This window comes from Peptoniphilus equinus (assembly GCF_027921445.1).
Classification (GTDB): Bacteria; Bacillota; Clostridia; order Tissierellales; family Peptoniphilaceae; genus Peptoniphilus; species Peptoniphilus equinus.
Window position 1 is genome coordinate 1,103,501 of sequence record NZ_CP115667.1, and the last position, 19,353, is coordinate 1,122,853.

Sequence of the window (19,353 nt, forward strand, 5' to 3'; positions counted from 1 at the left end):
CCCTATGCTCCAGCTCCAATTTTTAATAATTTAACTGCCTCTTTTAAAACCAAGATTCCATCAACTCTCTCTTTACCTAAGAAACCTACCATGCCATTTCCTGCAAAGAGTTCTTTTAAGTCTTGGAAAGACCTATGTCCTCTATCTCCAATTTTGTAGTATGAAAAGTCCCCAAAAGCAATGGCAAGTTTTCCTTTATCTGCTTTTGGCGCATAGGCTGATGTATAGGCAGGATAACCTAATAATCTATCAGGCTCACCATCTTTAAGTGAAGGTTGCCAAATATATGCACCATTAACATCTTTTAATTTTCTAATTTGAGCAACTGTGGCATCATTTAATATAAAGGCTGCATTTTTTCTATATGGTCTATCTAGGGAATAAACTAAATCTATTAATTCATCAGCAGTGATGGTTGCAGCTTTTGTTGTAATTCCCAGTTCTCCACCTTTTGTAGCATGGAATATTCCTGTTGGTTTATTTGTTCCATCTCCATTTAAGAAGGCGTCTTCTTCAGCATTTGCTAGCGCTCTAGTAAATTCTTCAGTGATATATTTTTCCAGATTAAAGGCTGCATCATATAAAAGTTCTTCAGTTACTTTAATACCAACATGGAGTTTATGTGCATCAAGAGATACTTGGTCGAATGTACCATCTCCAAAGGTAAGCTGACCACCTTCTTCAACCCATAGGGCTGCTGGTTTTGTAGCTGCAATGTTAATTTTATGAAGTCCAGAAGTTTGCACTTTTGTAGTTAATTTTCTAACAATATTTTCATCTTCAAGGCCATTTACAATATCTGCTTCCATCTCTTCTGGAACTAAATATCCACCACTTTCATCTGTGCCTACTTTTAATTCATTTGAAATATCTCTGAAGTTAGTTCTTAATGCCTTCATCATAGATTTCTTATAGACATTTCTTGCCCTCATTGGCTTTTCTTCTTCATTAAAAGTAGTAGGTTCATTTGTTAATGCTTGAGTAGTAGGTTTTTCTAAAGTTTTATCCATTTCTTCTTCCCTCTTCTTTCTATCAATTTCACGAGTGTAATTCTCGATAGTTCTCTCCATCTCTTCATATGTGTTAAAGTCTTCATCAGACATTAGACCATTTTCATCCTTTTTAGATTCAGCAAAAGCCTTAGCTTCATCCCACGCTTTCGTTCTCTTTTCTAATAGTTCTTTAATAGTCAATTTCATTACCTCCATGTATTTTTAATTTTGTTTAATCTTTCTTCTACTTCACTCAATGAATGAGTCTTTACTTCTTTATTTATCTTTGTTAAAAGTGAGTTTGTAACTGCTCGTCTTGAAAAAACCATGTTTGTTGCTATGTCTAAACTTCTTTTATCAGTAAGAGTTCCATCACAAAACCCCATATCCATGGCCTTATTCTTATCAAACCAAGTTTCTCCATCCATAAGATTTGAAATCTCATCTCTGGATAAACCCGTCTTTAACTCATAGGCATTGATGATTGATTCTTTTACCTCTTTTAGCATATCTATGGCTTTTTGCATTTCTTTTGAGTCACCAATGGCTACAGTCAAAGGATTATGAATCATCATTAATGAGGTTGGACTCATTAATACTTCACTTCCTGCCATTGCAATAACCGATGCAGCTGATGCAGCAAGACCATCAACCTTTACAGTGACTTTACCTTCATGTTCCAAAAGCATGGTGTAAATTCTACTTGCAGCAATGCAATCTCCACCGGGAGAGTTAAGCCATAAGGTGATATCTCCATTTTTACTTTTTAATTCACTGGCAAATAGCTTAGGAGTCACATCGTCATCAAACCATGAATCTTCGGCTATAACTCCGTCAATGTATAGGACGTTTTCGTTACTTGCCCAGTTCCAAAATACTTTTTTATTCAATATATTTTCACCTCAATTCTCCAAGTCAGCTCCGTCACAATTTTCTTATCTCCCTTTGGTCGATGAAAATTGGACTTCGTGACATCTGACCTACCAACGATTCGTGCTAAGCACTCATCGGGTTAGGTCATAAAAAAGAGCCTTGGCGTGATCTCATCATCAAACCAAGACTCTTCTGCAATGACTCCATCTATATAGCCTTCATTGGAATCTTTCTTCCAATTCCAAAATATTTTATTCTTGTTCATCTGAATTTACATCTTCTCCTTTCAAATTATTACTTTGATAGAAATTCCCCGCCTTATTAAGTGGTAGCATATTTCCATTGACTAGATATAAATCTCCACCTTCTTCAGCTAATATCCTATCCAAGTTTTCTAGTTCTCTTATATCATTAGCAGACATCCAACCGTTCTGTCTTCCAACTGCATAGCCATTCATTCTTGATTCATAGTCTCCACGAAGGAGTCCATCAAGGTTAAATTTAATAAAGTAGGATTCTTTTTCCTTTTTTGTTAGAAGTGATCTCTCCAAAGATTGTTCCCAACGAACAATCCAAGGATCAAGAGTGTATTTAACAAATTCAAGTGACTGCTGTTCTATATTTGAAAATGACGACTTCTCCAAGTCACCAATCATATGAGGAGGAATTCTAAAAATTCTAGCTATTTCATTTATCTGAAACTTTCTAGTTTCAAGAAATTGCGCCTCACTTGGTGCTATGGCTATTGGTTGATACTTCATCCCTTCTTCAAGGACCGCCACTTTGTTGGCATTTTGTGGCCCTTGAAAGGCCTTGTTCCAAGACTCCCTTACTCTTTGCGGGTTTTTGATAATGCCTGGATGTTCTAAAACTCCACCTGGCTGTGCGCCATTTTGAAAGAATGATGCTCCATATTCTTCACAAGCCATAGCCATACCAATGGCATTTTTTGCCATTGTAATTGGTGAGTATCCAATAAGACCATCAAAACCAAGTCCAGGAATATGAAGGATATGTTCTTTTAAAAGATAAACATCTTCATTTTTATGCTTGTACTTATAAAAAATTTCTCCGTCTTCACTTCTCATAACTGTCATCTTATTTGGCATTAATGGATAAAGGTTTATTACTTCTCCTCTTCCATTTCGAATTATCTGAGCATAGGCATTGCCCCACAATAAAAGATGGGTCATTAGTGTTTCTCTAAATACAAATGATGTCATTTCTTCATTTGGCTCATCATGAAGTAGGAAGTATAAAGGATGGTCTCTTGCTTTTTCTTTTGAATTTGAACTTTCTCTTTTATATAGATGTAGTGGTAGTCCTGCCAAGGTTTCAGCTAATACCCTTACACATGAATAAACTGCTGCCATCTGCATGGCCGTGAATTCATTGACATTCATTCCTGCTGTATTTCTACCAAACAAAAAAGACGATGAAGATATCCTCTCCCCGTCTTTAGGTTTGTCTCTTGATTTGAATATTAAATTTAGAATGTTTATACTACCACCTCCTAAAAAATAAGTAGTCCTCTATCGTCATACACAGATTCACTTGTATCATTACCGCACCTTATAGCCCTATCTAGAGCCATGATGGTAGCAATAACTCCATCTATCTTTTCTGTTGATTTTTCTTTATCTGCCTTTATATTTCCAGCAGGATCTGTTCGTATAAAGATATTGTCCATCATCCACCTTAGAACTGGATGGCCTCCATGAGCTATTCTTCTTTCAAGTGTAAGTTTCATTAATTCTTTTGTTGGAGGGGACATGTCTTTGAATCCTTGACCGAAGGGAACTACTGTAAAACCCATACCTTCTAAATTTTGAACCATCTGCACTGCCCCCCACCTGTCAAAGGCTATTTCTCTAATGTTATACTTTTCTCCCAAGTCCTCTATAAATTTTTCTATGAAGCCATAATGGACTACATTTCCCTCCGTGGTTTGGATGTAGCCTTGCTTTTTCCAAATGTCATAGTTTACATGGTCTCTCTTTACTCTTAGGTCAAGGTTGTCTTCCGGCAACCAAAAATATGGTAGAATTTGAAATTTATCTTCTTCATCAAGTGGAGGAAAGACTAAAACGAAGGCGGTTATATCTGTTGTTGATGAAAGGTCTAGACCTCCATAACAAACTCTGCCTTTTAGTTCTTCTTCATTGACAGTAAAATTGCATAAATCCCATTTATCCATTGGCATCCATCTTACTGCTTGTTTAACCCATTGATTAAGTCTTAATTGCCTAAATGAGTTTTCTTCAGCTGGATTTTGCTTGGCTGAGTTACAAGCCTGCCTAACCTTTTCGAGTGGGACGGTTATTCCTAATGAGGGATTTGCTTTCTTCCATACTTTTTCATCTGTCCAATCGTCTTCTCTATTTGCTCCATAAATCACAGGATAGAAGGTAGGATCTGTTTTTCTCCCTTCAAGTATATCTACTGCCTTTTGATGGGTTTCATAGCAGATAGATTTCGTATCTGTTCCTGCAGTTGTGATAAGGAAATATAGGGGTTGAGTTCTCGCATCTCCAGAGCCTTTGGTCATAACATCAAAAAGTTTTCTATTAGGCTGCGTATGAAGTTCATCAAAAACTACACCATGAATATTAAACCCATGTTTGGAATATGCCTCTGCCGATAAAACTTGATAAAAGGAGTTTGTAGGCTTATAGATTATCCTCTTTTGAGATGCTAGAATTTTAACCCTTTTAGAAAGTGCTGGAGACATTCTTATCATATCAGCTGCAACATCAAAGACAATTGTTGCTTGCTGTCTATCAGCTGCGCATCCATAAACTTCTGCTCTTTCCTCACCGTCTCCACAAGTTAAAAGCAAGGCCACAGCTGCTGCAAGTTCAGACTTTCCTTGTTTCTTAGGTATTTCAATGTAAGCTGTATTGAATTGTCTGTATCCAGTTTCTTTTACGATTCCAAATAAGTCTCTTATGATTTCTTCTTGCCAATCAATAAGCTTAAAGTCTTTACCTGCCCATCTGCCTTTTGTGTGTTTAAGACATTCGATAAAGGTAACGGCATAGTCAGCTTTGCTTTTATCATAGTGGGATGATTCTAACATAAATTTACTTGGTTTATATTTCATTTGACCTCCTTTCCTGTAAAAATAGGCATAGTCGCTTTTTGACAAATCGAAGATTTGAAACAAAAAGGCATCTGACCTACCTACAACTCACTAACGTTCGTTGGGTTAGGTCATAAAAAAGACTTTCTTAGTCTACTACGAGAAAAAGAGCCTAAGCCCTAAACCTCATTTCTTTATTTTTGCTTTAATGCCCATTCAATGGCATGACCATTATCCTCAAATCTTTCCTCTGAAACCTCCCTTAGTCCTATTAGGCTTTCACATGAATGTTCATCGTCATCTAAAAATTCATACACTGCTCTAAAGTATGATTTACCATCTAGACTATAAAGGTATCCTGCAAGTAAGACTCTATCACCAAAAGTTAATACTTTATCCCATCTTGTTTCTATGTCTTCCGGTGTTGTAGGGTTTGCAAGTCCATATTTTTCTGCTAGTTTTGTCATTTCACTCATCTTAGTGCTCACCCTTATTCATTCCTTTCTGAAAATTCATCGTAAGTAATAAGTCCTGCATCATAAAGTTCAAAGGCTTGATTTCCTTTAAATTTTTCTCTTTCCTTTCCTTTTCTTCCCTTACCTTTGCTCTTTTAAGGTATTCAGACCATGTGATTTTACCTTCATCATAAAGTTTTCTTTCCGGCTCCCTTTTATAAAGTTCTTCTTCCTTCTTTTTTAGCCTTGCCATTGATTCTTTAAAAATTTCTTGCTTTGTCATCTTCTCTTCTCCTTTGCTTTTGGTAGTACTATATATCACTCTAAAAGCACATAATAGCAAGTTATTTTTTAAGAAAAGTGTAGTATTTTCAAGTGAATTATGATGAATAACATAATTTCATAGTAAGATTATTCTTTTTCCCCATAAATGATGAAATCGACATAGGATTTTCTATCTTCTTCTAAAAAATCAACTAATTCATAAAAATCCATATCATAGGCGATTTTCTGAACAACTCTTACATCAAACATATTTGTAAGGCCTGTATCTCGGATTGTGAGAATCTGCTCTTTAACTTTCTGATTCATCACTAACCCTCCTGCAAAAATCTTCCCCATAAACAACGCTTAGACTACTTCCGTTATCCCAAGAAACCATAATGGAACCAATATCATCAACCCCTCTTACTGTTCCTTTTGTTCCTATAGGTGGTGCTTGAATATCTTCCATAGAAACAAGTTCCACTCTTGTTCCGATGGGATATTTACTTCTTAATCTCTGAACTATTTCTCCACTTGGAAACTTCATCTTCATTACCTCCGTTTCTAAAAGCTGATGATCCGGAGAGCTTTTGAAGTAGAATTTTACGGTCCTTATCATAAGCAGCACTTGGCATGCCTAGATACTTCGCTTTCCTTTCTAGAATTTCAGAAATAGCAGTGACAAGTAGCTTTCGTTCTGCTCCTGTTCTGTTAAATTCAACTTTCATGTAAACTACCTCCTTTGTTTTGGTAGTACATATATCACTCTAAAAGCTGTAATATCAAGTTATTTCTGTATGTTTTTTGAAGAAAATATGAAATTCCTGCAAGCACAAAGCACACATTTGGAAGAGCCACGCCATTACCCCACATTTTATATTCCGCTGAATCAGTATGGGGATTTTTAAGCCACTTTCTTATCTGCTTTTGACTTTTGGGTTTACTTGCTTTCGTCACTGTTTTTCGATAAGTTTCAAATACATCTATCCAAAACTTCATCTCTTCATCGGTAGGATTTTCTGTTTCAAGATTATCACACCAACCATCTGGAAATCCCTGAAGTCTCCCACACTCTTTTGGCGTCAGCCTTCTTACAACATACCTTTTTCCATCTGAATAATTTACAACTGTAGGATCCTTGTAATCGATGGCAACTAAGGTATTTGCCTTATCTATTAAAGCCACTGTATGGTGAGAATTTTTGCTTGTAGAACAGACAAGAGCTACTCCACCTTGATTAGCATCGGGTGAATTAAGACCTGTATTGATGGTTCTAGCTACATCCGTCTCGTAGACATTGGCTCTATGGTTTTTAGTATTTAGAGATGTCAGCCTTATATCAAAACACCTAGTATCTTCCACTACAAAAGGCTGATTATTTCCTCCAGTTCCAAGACTAGCCCCCAGTGTATTACTTACATCAATAGGACCTTTAAACCTACTATCTTGTCCGTGATTTTCAAATACGAGTGGTGGATGATTGCCTACACTTGCAGTAATTGTTCCACTTTTATCCTCGTAAACATCCATCCTCTGCCCACCTTGGTCATTTAAGCATATAATCCCGCTTGCTGTTTTAATGCCAGTTCCAAAATATCCGGCAGTTTCTTTCCACGCTTTTTGGCTCTCTCCAAAATTCCCTGGCAAGCCTTCTGACTTAAATAATATTTCTTCGGCACTTGTTCCATTAAAATCTGCGACAAGGTAGATACGTCTTCTTCTCTGGGGGACTCCCCAGTACTGAGCATCAAGTACCCTCCATGCGATGCTGAAATCATCTGCCATGATAAGTCCTGCTTTTTGCCATTTGTTAGGTCTAGTCGCATCAATTTTATGTCCTTTGATACTTGCGATTTCTTTGAGGACTTTTTCAAAGTCATCTCCTTTGTTCGAGGAGAATGCCCCTGGGACATTTTCCCAAACAATATATCTTGGTTTTGTTCCATTTGTTTTCTTCCTCATTTCCTTAATAATTCTTATTGCTTCATAAAATAAATGAGAGCGAGAACCATCCAGTCCCGCTCTTTTTCCTGCGATGGACATATCTTGGCATGGACTGCCAAAGGTTATAATATCTACAGGATCTATCTCATCTCCCTTTATTTTAGTTACATCGCCAAAATGCTTTACTTCTGGCATTCTTTTGCTTGTCACTCTAATTGGAAATGGTTCAATTTCTGAACTCCAGATAGGTACAATTCCATTTAGCTTTGCCCCAAGTGGAAATCCTCCACTTCCATCAAAAAGACTGCCAAGAGTTAATCCCTTACTCATTGGCAGTCACACCCATCATATTTATGGTTTGTTCATAAGTATATTCTTTTCCATTTCTTAATACATATACATTCTTGCCTGTTCCAACCTGTTCAATATATCTTTTTACAATCACATCGCAAAACTTTTCATCAAGCTCTATCATCCTACAAATTCTGTCAGTTTGCTCACAGGCAATAAGGGTACTTCCACTTCCTCCAAAAGGATCAAGTACAATGGAGTTTGTCATTGATGAATTTTTAATTGGATAGGATAAAAGTGAGATTGGTTTCATAGTAGGATGGTAGCCATTCTTTCTTGGTTTATCAAACTCCCAAATAGTAGATTCCTTTCTTCCTGTGTACCAATTATGCTTACCTTTTTTCTTCCAACCATAAAGTATTGGTTCATGTTGCCATTGATATGGACTTCTTCCAAGAACTAGCGATTGTTTCTTCCAAATACAAGTGCCGGAAAGATAGAAACCAGCATCTTGAAATGCCCTTCTAAAATTAAGTCCTTCTGTATCTGCATGAAACACATATATTGATCCATCATCTGCAAGATACTTTTCCATATTTAAAAAGGAGCTTAGTAGAAATTCGTAGAATTTACCTTGCTCCATATTGTCATTTTTAATTTTTCCGGCTGTTCCTTCATAATTCACGTTATATGGAGGGTCTGTAATAATGAGATTTGCCTTTAATTCTTCCATTAAGTTTTCATAGACTTTTTCATCGGTTGAATCGCCACAAATAACTTTATGTCTACCAAGAATCCAAATATCTCCTAATTTAGAAAAAGTGGGCTTTTGCAATTCTTCTTCTACATCAAAATCATCTTCTTCTACATTATTATCCAAATCAAAAAGCTGACTGAGTTCTTCACTTGAAAAACCTGTCAGCTCTATATTAAATCCATATTCCTCCAAGGATTCAATTTCAACTCTTAATAGTTCTTCGTCCCAACCAGCATCAAGAGCCATTCTGTTATCAGCTAAAATATATGCTTTCTTTTGTGCCTCATTTAAGTGATCAGCAAAGACACATGGCACTTCTTTTATACCTTCTTCCTTTGCGGCTAAAATCCTCCCATGTCCGGCTATGACTCCATAGTCTTGATCTATGATTACAGGATTGATAAAACCAAACTCTCGAATTGATGAGCGTAGTTTATTAATCTGATCTGCTGAGTGAGTTCTTGCATTATTTACATAGGGTACAAGTTTTTCAATATCGACTAATTTCATTTCTTTGGTTGTAATCATATGAGCCCCCACTTAGCAAATTCCTCAAAACCACCAATAGAATTAATGTAGTTTCTAGCAAATTCTACAATTTCAGAATACGGTCTACCATCAACAGTTTCATCACCAATAGCACAGGATAATTCAATCTCTCTATTTTCCTCTTGTGCTTTTAGGTGGGCATAGATATTTACGGATACATCTGCCTTGGATAGGTCTTTTCCGTGAAGTCCTCCACCAGTAACAGATCTTCCCATATCTGATCCCAGTTTTCTATTTGTCGCTCCTGTATCTACCTTAAATCCACCAGTCCAATCTCCTAATGGATTTATAACTGCCTTTGGGTAAATAGAATTTAATATTTTCGTTGGTACATTTGACTGACAGATGATAAGTTTATCTCCATCAAGGATGTACTTACCATCATACGGATAGTTGGAGTAAATTTCTCTAGCTATTAAAGATAGTTTCTTTTCTTCAGCATTTACAGGCACTCCCTTAAATATTCCATTATCTCCGCATCTTATCTTTTCTTTTTGATTATTTGATAGGTGTATATCTTGTCCTACAATTTTAATATCTACTATGACATCTCCAGCTATCCTCTTAATCGCTTCTCCGATTTCTTCTTTATTTAATTTACTGTCTGTTTCAATTATTACATGACAAATGCCATGTCCAATTAATACCTCAACTGCTATTTTAGGATTATCTTTTTCTTTATATGCTAAATCTACAATGGATCCAGCAATACAATCTGCAATTTTATCTGGATGCTTTGGATTTACTTTTTCAAACAAATTTATTACCTCCTCTGCCTTAGTAATTTTTCCATCATATCCTCCCCATAGTCTTCATAGACTTCCGTGCAGTTTTCTTTTACAATGTCATAAATCTCGTACCATAAAAGATTGGCTGTCTTTTGAAACTGACTAGACATCTGTACAAATGGAGATGCAATAACTCCACCAGTTGTAGGATGTTTCCCCAATAGTCCAAATTGACTTATTGCCTCTTCACATTGAATATATCTTGCAAAAGCCTGAGAGTAAGATTCTAATAATCTTGGATTTACTAAGTTTTCACAGTTTCTCTGTTTTAACCAAGACCATGTCTCTTTATATATTTCATCAGCACCAAGTGGTATTCCATTCTTTTGCTTTGCTGATAGATAGTCACTTGGTGTAGGCATATCGGTTCCATCAAGAACTGCTCCGTCTGGTAAGTCAACAGCATCTATTTCTTCTGGCGTGAATGTTGGAATATCATTCATTAGTATTTCTACTTTTTTACCTTTTTCTATTTTTTCAACAGCAGGCTGTGGTTTCCCTCCTGCTTTTACTCGTCTTCCACCTCTGTATGTTCCATCTTTAGCGATAGTATCATCTCCATTTTTAATATATTTTTCAACTATTCTTTAATAAATTGTTAATAAGCTATTTTATTTTCGAAGATCTACATACTTAATATATTAATTCACCATCGAAAATAAATGTCCATATTTGTTTAATATTCTTGTCTAAAAGAAAAATAAAAAATTTTTCTTTTAGACAAGAAGTGAGACCCATCTCTAAATTGAGACCGGTCTCACTTCGGTTGTTTTTCTATACTATTTTCGAAATAGTAGGACTTTTATGTTTTCTAATATTTTTATGAAGTACTATTTCCCTTCAATTTTAAATTCATACTCACTAAGACTTGTCATTGCAAAATGATATAATTCTGGAACATAGATCCTTGCGTAGAGTTTTATGAGCGAAGCAACACAACTGTCATTTAAACTTGATAGTGCAGGAACTCCTTTTATTAGTTTTTTCTTAACACTCATAAAGTCAATATCTTCATCCTTGTTGCGAGCAATTTCAAAAAAAATATTCAATAATTTATCATGCTCTTCCCATGTCAAATATTGACTCAAACTAAATACCGCAGGAAAAATTGGGTTTTGCATCGTATGGCCTAAATACTCAGCAATTTCTAGAACTGCGTGAGCCAGCACCTTTGGATCATACACAAAGCCATCAACAATACGCTCGGATATGATATCTCTATCTTTCATATTTCTCATTGTATATGATTCTACTTCCTAGATCACTAAATCAATGATAGTCTTAACTGCATGGCCAATAGATCTCGCTTCAGCGCTACTAACCCCAAAATTATATAGAGTTCTATATATTGAATCATCTACTGCTTGTGCAGGTATTTCAGCCCATTTTAATAGCGGTTCAAGTGCTTCAGCTATTTTATCGTAATACTTTCCAACTTTTACAGCCATGTCACCACCAACATATCGCCCCACTAAATTAACTACTTTCCTTTGATTGCTAGGTTTAATTGCTGCTTTAATTGCTTTTTTTGATATCCACGATGGAATGCTACGCTCTTGTATTTTAGAATTTGCATTATCAAAATTATCATTAATGCTTAACTCTTGCTCGTAAATATAATCGCTGTTAGAACTAGCAAAACTTAAATTTGGAAAAATTGTAGTTCCTAGCAAAATCAAAGCTAATAAAACAATACTTTTTCTTTTTTTCATATATCTCCTCCTTTTTAAAAAGTACAGCTTTTAGTTTTAATTGTCAATTTTTTTCTCCACGGAAATATATCGACAATATTTTTTGTCTATTCGTTGATTTCACTCTATGTTTTTCCCCTCATTCTAAATAATAAGGCATTTTTATATTATTACCAACTTTCATATTCTATATACCGTATAGACTAAATTTTAATACCCTCTTTGAACCTGTCTTTTTGTGCGTGAGAGGGCGGCACCGTTGGTAGGGAAATCAGCTTTTAAGATAACGACTCCCCCTCCCCACGGAAAACTATCCTCCAAACCTATCTCCACGCTCAGCGTGAATCTTTGAGTGACAAGATTTACAAAGACTCATAAGATTATCTTCGTCATTAGTTCCACCACGAGAAAGAGGAAGTATGTGATGTACTTCCTCTACCTTTGTCATTCTATTTTCTTTTAAACACATCTCACAAAGTGGATGCTCTGCTACATATCTTTTCCTTATAACTCTCCATGCTTTTCCATAACGCTTATGAGTGTTAGGATCTCGTTTATATTTTTCATAGTTTTTGTTGTATTCTTTCTCATGTTTCTTACAGAATCGTCCATCAACTAATTCTGGACAACCTGGATGTGAACATGGTCTCTTAGGTTTTCTCGGCACTTTATCACTCCATAAAGAAAGCCCTGAAGATTTTATCTCCAAGGCTCATTTTATTATTCTTTTGCTATTCTAACTATACTACAACTACTTACTCTCATTCTATCAACTTTACTCTCCACTTGACTTTTCTCTTAGAAGAAAATATAATTTAGTTAGAAAGTACGAATTTCTAACTAAGGAGGTTTTGTTATGTTAGTTGAACTAAAAGCTAAATCACAAGTTACTATCCCAAAAGACATAGTAAACTCTATGGAATTAAATCAAGGTGACCAATTTGAAGTCATAGAAGATAATGGAAAAATTGTACTTGTTCCAGTTGCAATCTATCCAGAGCATGTCATAAAAAATTTAAAAGCTGAAGTAAAAGAGATTAAAGAATCTATAAAAAATGGGAATCAACCTGTTTTTGACTCCATTGACTCCCTTTTTGAGGAGTTAGACAAGTAATGTCCTATAAAATTACTTATTCGAAGGCCTTTAAAAAACATTACAAAAAACTATCTGATACTGAAAAGAAACAAACGAAAAAGAAACTTAAATTTTTCGTAGAAAATCCTACCCATCCATCTTTAAGAACTAAGAAAATACAAGGTACAGATGGAATATGGGAGTCTTCTGTGAATATGGATATTCGCATTATTTGGTTCTATGAAAATAATGAATTGATATTTCTTTTAGATATTGGACACCACGATATCCTGGAAAAGTTTTAAATTTAATACTATAATAAATACACGAATTGAAAACGAAAGTTTTGCGGGTGATGCATTTATGCGTCACCCTATTTTTTTATACTTCTATATTTTTTAAAGCCTTACTATGCAATCTAAAAATATGCTGAATTGAGTAATTCATCTCAACCGCTATCTTCTCCCAAGATTCAAAACAAAGATATCTTTTTTCTAAAACGACTTGAAGTTCTTTATCTTCAATCTTTTTTATTGTTCTTACGATTTCTTTCTTTAAATCCACCAACCTATCTATATCTCTATTGATTTCTTCTTGAAGATCAATAATCTTAACAATAGTATCTTCAAGTTTTGATGGTCCTCTATTAGGACTCTTAGGCATATCTGATAAGGTCGATGTAACTTTTGTTGCTAATGCATTTAAACTTTCAACTTGCTCTAGCTTGCTGTTAATTCTTTTGTCTAAATAAAAAGCTTGTTTTAAATACTCTTTTGCATTCATTTTCTTACCCCTTTCGATAGAAGGAAAGAAAATGTTCTCGTGCCCAACAATAGAAAGATAGAAATCTCTGATTTCGTTATCTTTCATTGGAAGGGTGCATTTTCTTACCTCCATAAGTTTTGAGGTAAGTTATCCATATAACTTCTACTCTTGTATTAATCTTAGCAAATTTTGATAGTGACATTATATGACATTAACTATCTAGATTTGCTTTTACTGCATCAATAAGTGCAGCTTGTGTTTTATTCTTATTTTCTAATGATTTCATTACATCTTCATCAATAGTTCCTTTAGATAAGATATGATGAATTACAACTGTTTCTTTCTGACCCTGCCTATATAGTCTGGCATTGGTTTGTTCATAAAGTTCTAATGACCAAGTAAGAGAAAACCAAATAAGTGTTGAGCCACCTGCTTGTAGGTTTAATCCATGACCAGCAGATGCTGGATGGATAATGGCTACAGGAATCTTACCTTGATTCCATTCTTTAAAGTCCTCACTTGTCTTAAGTTCTCTTACATCAAACCTATGTTTTATTCTTTTCAAATCTGACTTGTACCAATAAGCTATTAATACTGGTTTACCATTTGCGCCTTCTATTAAATCTTCCAAGGCATCAAGCTTTCTATCATGAATATGAATCATATTTTTATCTTCATCATAAACAGAACCTGACGCCATTTGAAGTAACTTATTAGAAAGTGCAGCAGCATTAACTGCATCTATATCTTTATCCTTAATACTAACGACCAGGTCTTTTTTTAAGGTTTCATAGATATCTCTTTCTTTATCTGATAGATTTACAAAGACTTCATTGTTTATCTTCTCTGGCATTTTTAGGTAATCTTCAGCTTTCATAGAAACTGTTATATCTGATATTTTTTCATAGATTGCATCTTCAGCAAAAGGTAGTGGTTTGTAAGAATAAATGATTGGTCCGTTTCTTTTATCTGGTCTGAAGTAGATTTCTCTGTACTGACCAATAAATCTTCCAAGCCTCTCTCCCATATCAAGCAGTCTAAACTCAGCCCACAAATCCATTAGACCATTTGATGATGGAGTTCCAGTAAGACCAACTATTCTTTTTACCTTTGGTCTAACTTTCATCAAAGCTTTAAACCTCTTTGACCTATGAGACTTAAAAGATGATAATTCATCAATTACAATCATATCGTAGTTAAATGGTAGTTCACTCTTATTTATAAGCCAGTCTACATTTTCCCTATTGATTAGATAAATGTCTGCTTGTTTATTTAATGCTTTTATTCTTTCTTTTTCACTTCCTATGACTACTGAATATTTTAAGATATCAAGGTGAGACCATTTTTCTATTTCTTCCTTCCATGTATCTCTTGCAACTCTTAATGGTGCTACAATTAAAACTTTAGAAATTTCAAAAGAATCAAAGAGTAAATCTTTTATAGCTGTTAGGCTTATAACCGTCTTGCCAAGTCCCATATCCAATAGAAGTGCTGATTCTTCATTTACTTTTATAAATTCAGTAGCATAGTTCTGGTATTTATGTGGAGTGTATTCCAATTAGTCACCACCAATCTTCTTTATTATTTCATCGATATTTTCTTTGGTATCAAGAACATAAACCCTAAAACCTAAGTTTTTAAGTTGTCTTATTCTCTTTTTCTGAATTGGTCTTGGTTCTCCTCCAGGTCTTTTTGTTTCCACAAATCCTATCTTTCCTTTAGGTAGAATTATTATTCTATCTGGTATTCCCGTCATTGATGGAGATGTAAATTTAAGACAAAGACCCTTATTCTCTTTTACTCTTTTAACAAGGGCAGATTCAATCTCTTTCTCTCGCAATTTTCATACTCCTTCCACGCTTCTTCAAAAGTCATCATACAATCATAACAAGCACCCTGGCTTTCTAAATAATTTTTAATCAGTCTTTTCCAGCCCTTAAATTTCCCCGTTTTATTTTTAGGAAAGTCTCTATCTTCCTTCATATCTCTTGCTAAATCTCCTCTTGGAGACTTTTCATTTAAGTGATTTTTCATCATGTAGTTATAGAAATTCATAAATCCTCCATTTTTTAAGTGTTGTATAGTGTAGCTTTATATAAACCTTTTACACGAGAGAATAAAAATAATATATAAAAGAAAGTAGGCTATAACTATTCACACCATACAAAATGCGTATATTAAGCCATTTTACTGTTAAGTCAAGTGTAAATAGTCATGTCTTTTTGTAGTTTAGTGTATGCACTTTTCATTAATTAAGAAAAACTTTTTTCTATACAATCATCTTTATTTAGCCTATAAATGCTACACTAAGATGCATTTATAAAAAGTCGTCTTCTGACTCCACTAAATCATTGATGGTTATACCGCCCCATTCAATTCCTCTATTTGTCCTTTTCTTTTCATAACCTTCTGCTATAAGGGCTCGCGAAAAATCTCTATTGTTCCTAATGTATTCTCCATTTGAACCAGCCCACTCACGATAAACTTGATATAACCTTGCACTCATTTCTTTATAATTTGTTCCTTTTATGCATTTATCTGAAATAAAATGGCTTATCCAGTCATTTTCTTCTTTATATGATCTTTTAGCATCATCTACAACATTACACTTTGGATATTTAAAGCCTGCATCTATATATTCTTTTGCTCCTTCAATCATCCACTGTAGAATTGCCCCACCTGCTTTTTCTAGAAGCTTATCTATATAGTCTGTCTTAGGATTTTTGATGGCAACAGAAAATGGAGCCACTACAATTCTTCTCCAGGTTCCTCGATCATTAGAACCCACCTTTGGTAGATGATTTGTATAGAGAATAGTAGAATGCGTTGGCGTAAATGAAAAGGGTGCATAGTATTTTCTTTCTGCTGAAATATCATCAACACTTGCTATCTGCTTCAACATAGAACTTGACAGTCTTTGACCCTCTTCTGTTTCAGAGGCTAGAATAAATCTCTTACCACATAACTCTGCTAGATCAACCTTCACATTCTTTGCTCTTGTTGTTAAAGACTCAGCTGGGATTTTACCTGCATAGTCTCCAAGAACGTGAGCCTCTGAATTAAAGACTGTAGACTTCCCATTTCCTCCATCTCCATAAGCTATAAGGAGTGCTTCTTCATAAACATGACCTATTAATGTCGACCCTGCATGGAACTTTAAGAAATTAATAAACTCATCATCTCCACCAGTTACATCCCTTAAAGTATCTATCCACATATCCATATTATCCTTACTTGGAGCTAGGGCAGTAATCTTCGTGCAATAGTAAGACGGGTCATGCTCTTTTATTTCACTTGTTTTTAAATCAATAACTCCAACAGGTGTATTTAAAATAAAAGCATCTGCATCAAGTTTTTCATTTTTAACTTCTAACAAAGACTTAGCTAGTTTTAATATTCCAGATACTTTTCCGTGGTCGTTCATCTTTTTAGCAAAATTGATATAGGCTTTTGCACTATTTACTTTTAATTTTGCTTGTGCTTTTTCTTCCTTACTTCCCATCATTTCAGCATCTGCTAATTCTTGATAGGTCTCTTTAAATTCAATGCTTGCATTTTCTAAAACTTTTTTGGCAGTCTCCATATAAAGACTCATTACTTTTAGCTCAGAATCTTCCCACTTCTTGCCCGTCCAATAAAGCCAGCCTTGAGATATCGTGTAGATGGCTTTATCTTTGTTGTGCTTAGTAAAGATTTCAGCCATTGCTATATCTGTAAGTTTCTCAGGCTTATATTCCTCATATCTTTCATTGTATTCTTCAGGTGGAACATAATCTTCACTTGCAGCTACCTTTTTATAGAATTTACAAGCAGACCTCCAGATTTGTGCCAGTTCATCATCTGGGAGTGGTGGTGAACAAAGACTAGCTTTTTTATCAAATAATTCTCTTGCCTCATCTGTATTTCCATATCGAACTAGAATCCTACCAGCAAAATGGTTCATAGTTGAATTTCTAGAGCCTTGCTGAATCAAGTCTTGAGAATTATCAAAGTCTTCAAAGTCATCTTTTAGAATATCTGTTATATATTTTCTTCCCCTAACTATTTCAACAGCAGGATTCTTAACTCCAAAGAAAAATCTTGCTCCATCTAAGGCATTTCCATCAAAGAAAGTATAAGTCTCTGCCAACCTTTCTTTTAATTCTACATAGTCATCAAGATTTGTAATCTTAGGTATTGGAAAATATATGTGCATTCTTGGTCTTGCAGCTTTTCCATTTTTTTCTTTTCTATGGTTTCTGCTGTAAACTATGGCAAATTTAACTCCATCAAATATTCTCTTTAAATCGTTAGTTGAAATCCAATCATCTGGATTTTCTGAATGGTCGTTGTCTATATCCATGGGAACACATTCCGACTCTATAAAATTATCGTTGGACCTGTAGGAGTTTTTATACTTAGCCATTACATGGTCAAAACTCGCAGCTTTCTCAAATGACCTAACATCTACTGCATTGACCTCATTTGGATAAACACAATTTGACTCCACTCCTATTTGATTTGAGGTATATATTTTCAATTAGGCTACCTCCCTTATATATCGAATCTTCATTTTTCTCTTCTCAGCAACTCTTATTTCTTCTGCCATTCCAGGACTTATGTTGTCACCAAAGACCCAGACTTCTTCACATTTTCCAAGAAGGACATAATTAAAATGCATAGCAAGTCTTCTCTCACTTTCATCACTCATAAACTGAGGAAATAAAAGATGTGGTGCTATGGGAATATTTCCTCTATCCAAGGCATAGCGAGAGTACTTCTGTGCCTTGATGACATTATTTTCAACATCTCCAGAAAATGGACTGCAGATATATACCAAGGGATAGTACCTTTTCTCTGTATTTTTAATTGCTTGATAAGGAGTGGGATCCTTGCACCCACTCCCGTTGTATAGTTCCTTATTCATAAATATCCCTCATTGTTTCACTACAAGTATTACAGCAAACTTGAGTAGAAAATACATCGCCATCTTCCAATACTTTATTTAAATCTACTCGAACTTCTTTTCCACACTTTGGACAGGTGCAAAAGACATTCTCATCATTTATTTCAATGCTTATTTCCATAGAATCATTGATTTTTTCTTTCACATAAAACATTTTGTACCTCCAATTTTTGCTTGTACCATTCAAGGTGTTTCTTTCTATCTTGATAAGTAGGAAACGCTACTAATAAACCAATATCTACTTTTTGCAAGGTTTCAATCATCTCTATTTGTGATTGATTCAGGTATGGTCTTATACTTTTTCCTTTTGGTATATCATTTTCTAATCTAAATTCTTTTGCACTCTTACCTAAAACGATACGATTCAGCATGTTACACTCATTACTAAAGTGATAAGCTTTTGGATTGTCATGAAGCAATCTTATATTCTCGGTTAAAAGAGGGAATTCTTTTCTAGCTGATACTAGAGTCTTTATGAATTCTTCCATCTCGTTAAATTTCTTAATATAGAGCTCTTTAAATTTCATGGCTTTTTTGCCCGTGTAACCCATAGCTAAAATAGTAAATCCATCTCTAGTTAATAAATAACATGGTAGATTTCTTCCAGTTACATCCTTATAACTGCTGAGCTCAAAATTGAGTTCAATAAATTCTTCACTGAGCCCAGATTTGGGTTGAGTGATTGTTTGTATATCTCTTATAACATTAGAGTGCCTCTTTTCAAAAAACTCTGCTACAAATCTACTGTCCACTCTTGCAACATCATTGTGATCTGCAAATATTCCATAATCGTTCTTTGGTATTAGTTCATTCATTGAATTACCTCCTGTGAATTTTTAAGAGGTTTCCCTCCTAAATCACAGGCAAAGAAATAGAGGAGAT

27 protein-coding genes are annotated in these 19,353 nt (G+C 34.8%); 2 read left to right on the plus strand and 25 right to left on the minus strand.

Annotation, left to right across the window (positions count from 1 at the left end):
• Positions 1-2 precede the first annotated feature (2 nt).
• From O6R05_RS05270 to O6R05_RS05350, 17 genes are all read right to left on the minus strand, one after another.
• Positions 3-1,193, minus strand: coding sequence for a phage major capsid protein (locus O6R05_RS05270; protein ID WP_271190952.1), 1,191 nt, complete (start codon positions 1,191-1,193; stop codon positions 3-5).
• Between the two features lie 5 nt (positions 1,194-1,198).
• The gene (locus O6R05_RS05275; RefSeq protein ID WP_449301146.1) at positions 1,199-1,882 is read right to left on the minus strand and encodes a head maturation protease, ClpP-related; all 684 of its coding nucleotides are present in this window, start codon (positions 1,880-1,882) and stop codon (positions 1,199-1,201) included.
• Positions 1,883-2,004: 122 nt separating this feature from the next.
• Positions 2,005-2,130, minus strand: a complete 126-nt coding sequence (locus tag O6R05_RS05280) for a hypothetical protein (protein WP_271190953.1) — start codon at positions 2,128-2,130, stop codon at positions 2,005-2,007.
• A complete protein-coding gene (locus O6R05_RS05285; protein WP_271190954.1) occupies positions 2,117-3,268 on the minus strand; it encodes a phage portal protein in 1,152 nt (383 codons plus the stop codon). The genes O6R05_RS05280 and O6R05_RS05285 overlap by 14 nt, the downstream gene beginning before the upstream one ends.
• A 110-nt stretch (positions 3,269-3,378) precedes the next feature.
• Positions 3,379-4,968, minus strand: coding sequence for a terminase large subunit (locus O6R05_RS05290; RefSeq protein ID WP_271190955.1), 1,590 nt, complete (start codon positions 4,966-4,968; stop codon positions 3,379-3,381).
• Positions 4,969-5,141: 173 nt separating this feature from the next.
• The gene (locus O6R05_RS05295) at positions 5,142-5,423 is read right to left on the minus strand and encodes an Nmad4 family putative nucleotide modification protein (RefSeq protein WP_271190956.1); all 282 of its coding nucleotides are present in this window, start codon (positions 5,421-5,423) and stop codon (positions 5,142-5,144) included.
• A gap of 1 nt (position 5,424) precedes the next feature.
• Entirely contained in the window at positions 5,425-5,685 is a 261-nt protein-coding gene (locus O6R05_RS05300) for a hypothetical protein (RefSeq protein ID WP_271190957.1), read from the minus strand.
• 128 nt (positions 5,686-5,813) lie between these two features.
• Positions 5,814-5,993, minus strand: coding sequence for a DUF5049 domain-containing protein (locus O6R05_RS05305; protein WP_271190958.1), 180 nt, complete (start codon positions 5,991-5,993; stop codon positions 5,814-5,816).
• The gene (locus O6R05_RS05310; protein WP_271190959.1) at positions 5,977-6,135 is read right to left on the minus strand and encodes a DUF4314 domain-containing protein; all 159 of its coding nucleotides are present in this window, start codon (positions 6,133-6,135) and stop codon (positions 5,977-5,979) included. The genes O6R05_RS05305 and O6R05_RS05310 overlap by 17 nt, the downstream gene beginning before the upstream one ends.
• Before the next feature lie 34 nt (positions 6,136-6,169).
• Complete coding sequence (locus tag O6R05_RS05315) at positions 6,170-6,394, minus strand: hypothetical protein (protein ID WP_271190960.1); 225 nt, start codon at positions 6,392-6,394, stop codon at positions 6,170-6,172.
• A 34-nt stretch (positions 6,395-6,428) separates the two neighbouring features.
• Entirely contained in the window at positions 6,429-7,940 is a 1,512-nt protein-coding gene (locus tag O6R05_RS05320) for a DNA cytosine methyltransferase (protein WP_271190961.1), read from the minus strand.
• Positions 7,933-9,186, minus strand: coding sequence for a site-specific DNA-methyltransferase (locus O6R05_RS05325; RefSeq protein WP_271190962.1), 1,254 nt, complete (start codon positions 9,184-9,186; stop codon positions 7,933-7,935). The genes O6R05_RS05320 and O6R05_RS05325 overlap by 8 nt, the downstream gene beginning before the upstream one ends.
• Positions 9,183-9,965, minus strand: a complete 783-nt coding sequence (locus O6R05_RS05330; RefSeq protein ID WP_271190963.1) for an S-adenosylmethionine synthetase N-terminal domain-containing protein — start codon at positions 9,963-9,965, stop codon at positions 9,183-9,185. The genes O6R05_RS05325 and O6R05_RS05330 overlap by 4 nt, the downstream gene beginning before the upstream one ends.
• 5 nt (positions 9,966-9,970) lie before the next feature.
• Positions 9,971-10,438 carry a P27 family phage terminase small subunit gene (locus O6R05_RS05335; protein ID WP_449301147.1) on the minus strand — a complete coding sequence of 156 codons (468 nt, stop codon included), beginning with the start codon at positions 10,436-10,438 and terminating at the stop codon, positions 9,971-9,973.
• A 387-nt stretch (positions 10,439-10,825) separates the two neighbouring features.
• The gene (locus O6R05_RS05340; protein ID WP_271190964.1) at positions 10,826-11,224 is read right to left on the minus strand and encodes a hypothetical protein; all 399 of its coding nucleotides are present in this window, start codon (positions 11,222-11,224) and stop codon (positions 10,826-10,828) included.
• Positions 11,225-11,251: 27 nt separating this feature from the next.
• A complete protein-coding gene (locus O6R05_RS05345; protein WP_271190965.1) occupies positions 11,252-11,707 on the minus strand; it encodes a hypothetical protein in 456 nt (151 codons plus the stop codon).
• A gap of 289 nt (positions 11,708-11,996) precedes the next feature.
• Positions 11,997-12,395 (minus strand): HNH endonuclease, encoded by a 399-nt coding sequence (locus O6R05_RS05350; protein ID WP_449301148.1) that lies wholly within the window; start codon positions 12,393-12,395, stop codon positions 11,997-11,999.
• A gap of 147 nt (positions 12,396-12,542) precedes the next feature.
• Between O6R05_RS05350 and O6R05_RS05355 the strand changes: the two genes are divergently transcribed.
• A complete protein-coding gene (locus O6R05_RS05355; protein WP_271190966.1) occupies positions 12,543-12,800 on the plus strand; it encodes an AbrB/MazE/SpoVT family DNA-binding domain-containing protein in 258 nt (85 codons plus the stop codon).
• Positions 12,800-13,066 carry a type II toxin-antitoxin system RelE/ParE family toxin gene (locus O6R05_RS05360; protein WP_271190967.1) on the plus strand — a complete coding sequence of 89 codons (267 nt, stop codon included), beginning with the start codon at positions 12,800-12,802 and terminating at the stop codon, positions 13,064-13,066. Before O6R05_RS05355 ends, O6R05_RS05360 begins: the two co-directional genes overlap by 1 nt.
• A 76-nt stretch (positions 13,067-13,142) precedes the next feature.
• Here the strand turns inward: O6R05_RS05360 and O6R05_RS05365 are convergent, their stop codons facing one another.
• From O6R05_RS05365 to O6R05_RS05400, 8 genes are all read right to left on the minus strand, one after another.
• Entirely contained in the window at positions 13,143-13,544 is a 402-nt protein-coding gene (locus O6R05_RS05365) for a DUF1492 domain-containing protein (protein WP_271192305.1), read from the minus strand.
• Positions 13,545-13,737: 193 nt separating this feature from the next.
• Complete coding sequence (locus O6R05_RS05370; protein WP_271190968.1) at positions 13,738-15,084, minus strand: DEAD/DEAH box helicase; 1,347 nt, start codon at positions 15,082-15,084, stop codon at positions 13,738-13,740.
• Positions 15,085-15,366: a VRR-NUC domain-containing protein gene (locus O6R05_RS05375; protein WP_271190969.1), complete on the minus strand. Its 282-nt coding sequence runs from the start codon at positions 15,364-15,366 to the stop codon at positions 15,085-15,087.
• Positions 15,324-15,581 carry a sterile alpha motif-like domain-containing protein gene (locus O6R05_RS05380; protein ID WP_068370067.1) on the minus strand — a complete coding sequence of 86 codons (258 nt, stop codon included), beginning with the start codon at positions 15,579-15,581 and terminating at the stop codon, positions 15,324-15,326. The genes O6R05_RS05375 and O6R05_RS05380 overlap by 43 nt, the downstream gene beginning before the upstream one ends.
• A gap of 262 nt (positions 15,582-15,843) precedes the next feature.
• Complete coding sequence (locus tag O6R05_RS05385) at positions 15,844-18,045, minus strand: phage/plasmid primase, P4 family (protein ID WP_271190970.1); 2,202 nt, start codon at positions 18,043-18,045, stop codon at positions 15,844-15,846.
• Positions 18,046-18,432 (minus strand): DUF7768 domain-containing protein, encoded by a 387-nt coding sequence (locus tag O6R05_RS05390; RefSeq protein WP_271190971.1) that lies wholly within the window; start codon positions 18,430-18,432, stop codon positions 18,046-18,048.
• Complete coding sequence (locus O6R05_RS05395; RefSeq protein ID WP_271190972.1) at positions 18,425-18,625, minus strand: hypothetical protein; 201 nt, start codon at positions 18,623-18,625, stop codon at positions 18,425-18,427. Before O6R05_RS05395 ends, O6R05_RS05390 begins: the two co-directional genes overlap by 8 nt.
• Positions 18,597-19,286 (minus strand): Rha family transcriptional regulator, encoded by a 690-nt coding sequence (locus O6R05_RS05400; protein ID WP_271190973.1) that lies wholly within the window; start codon positions 19,284-19,286, stop codon positions 18,597-18,599. Before O6R05_RS05400 ends, O6R05_RS05395 begins: the two co-directional genes overlap by 29 nt.
• Positions 19,287-19,353 lie beyond the last annotated feature (67 nt).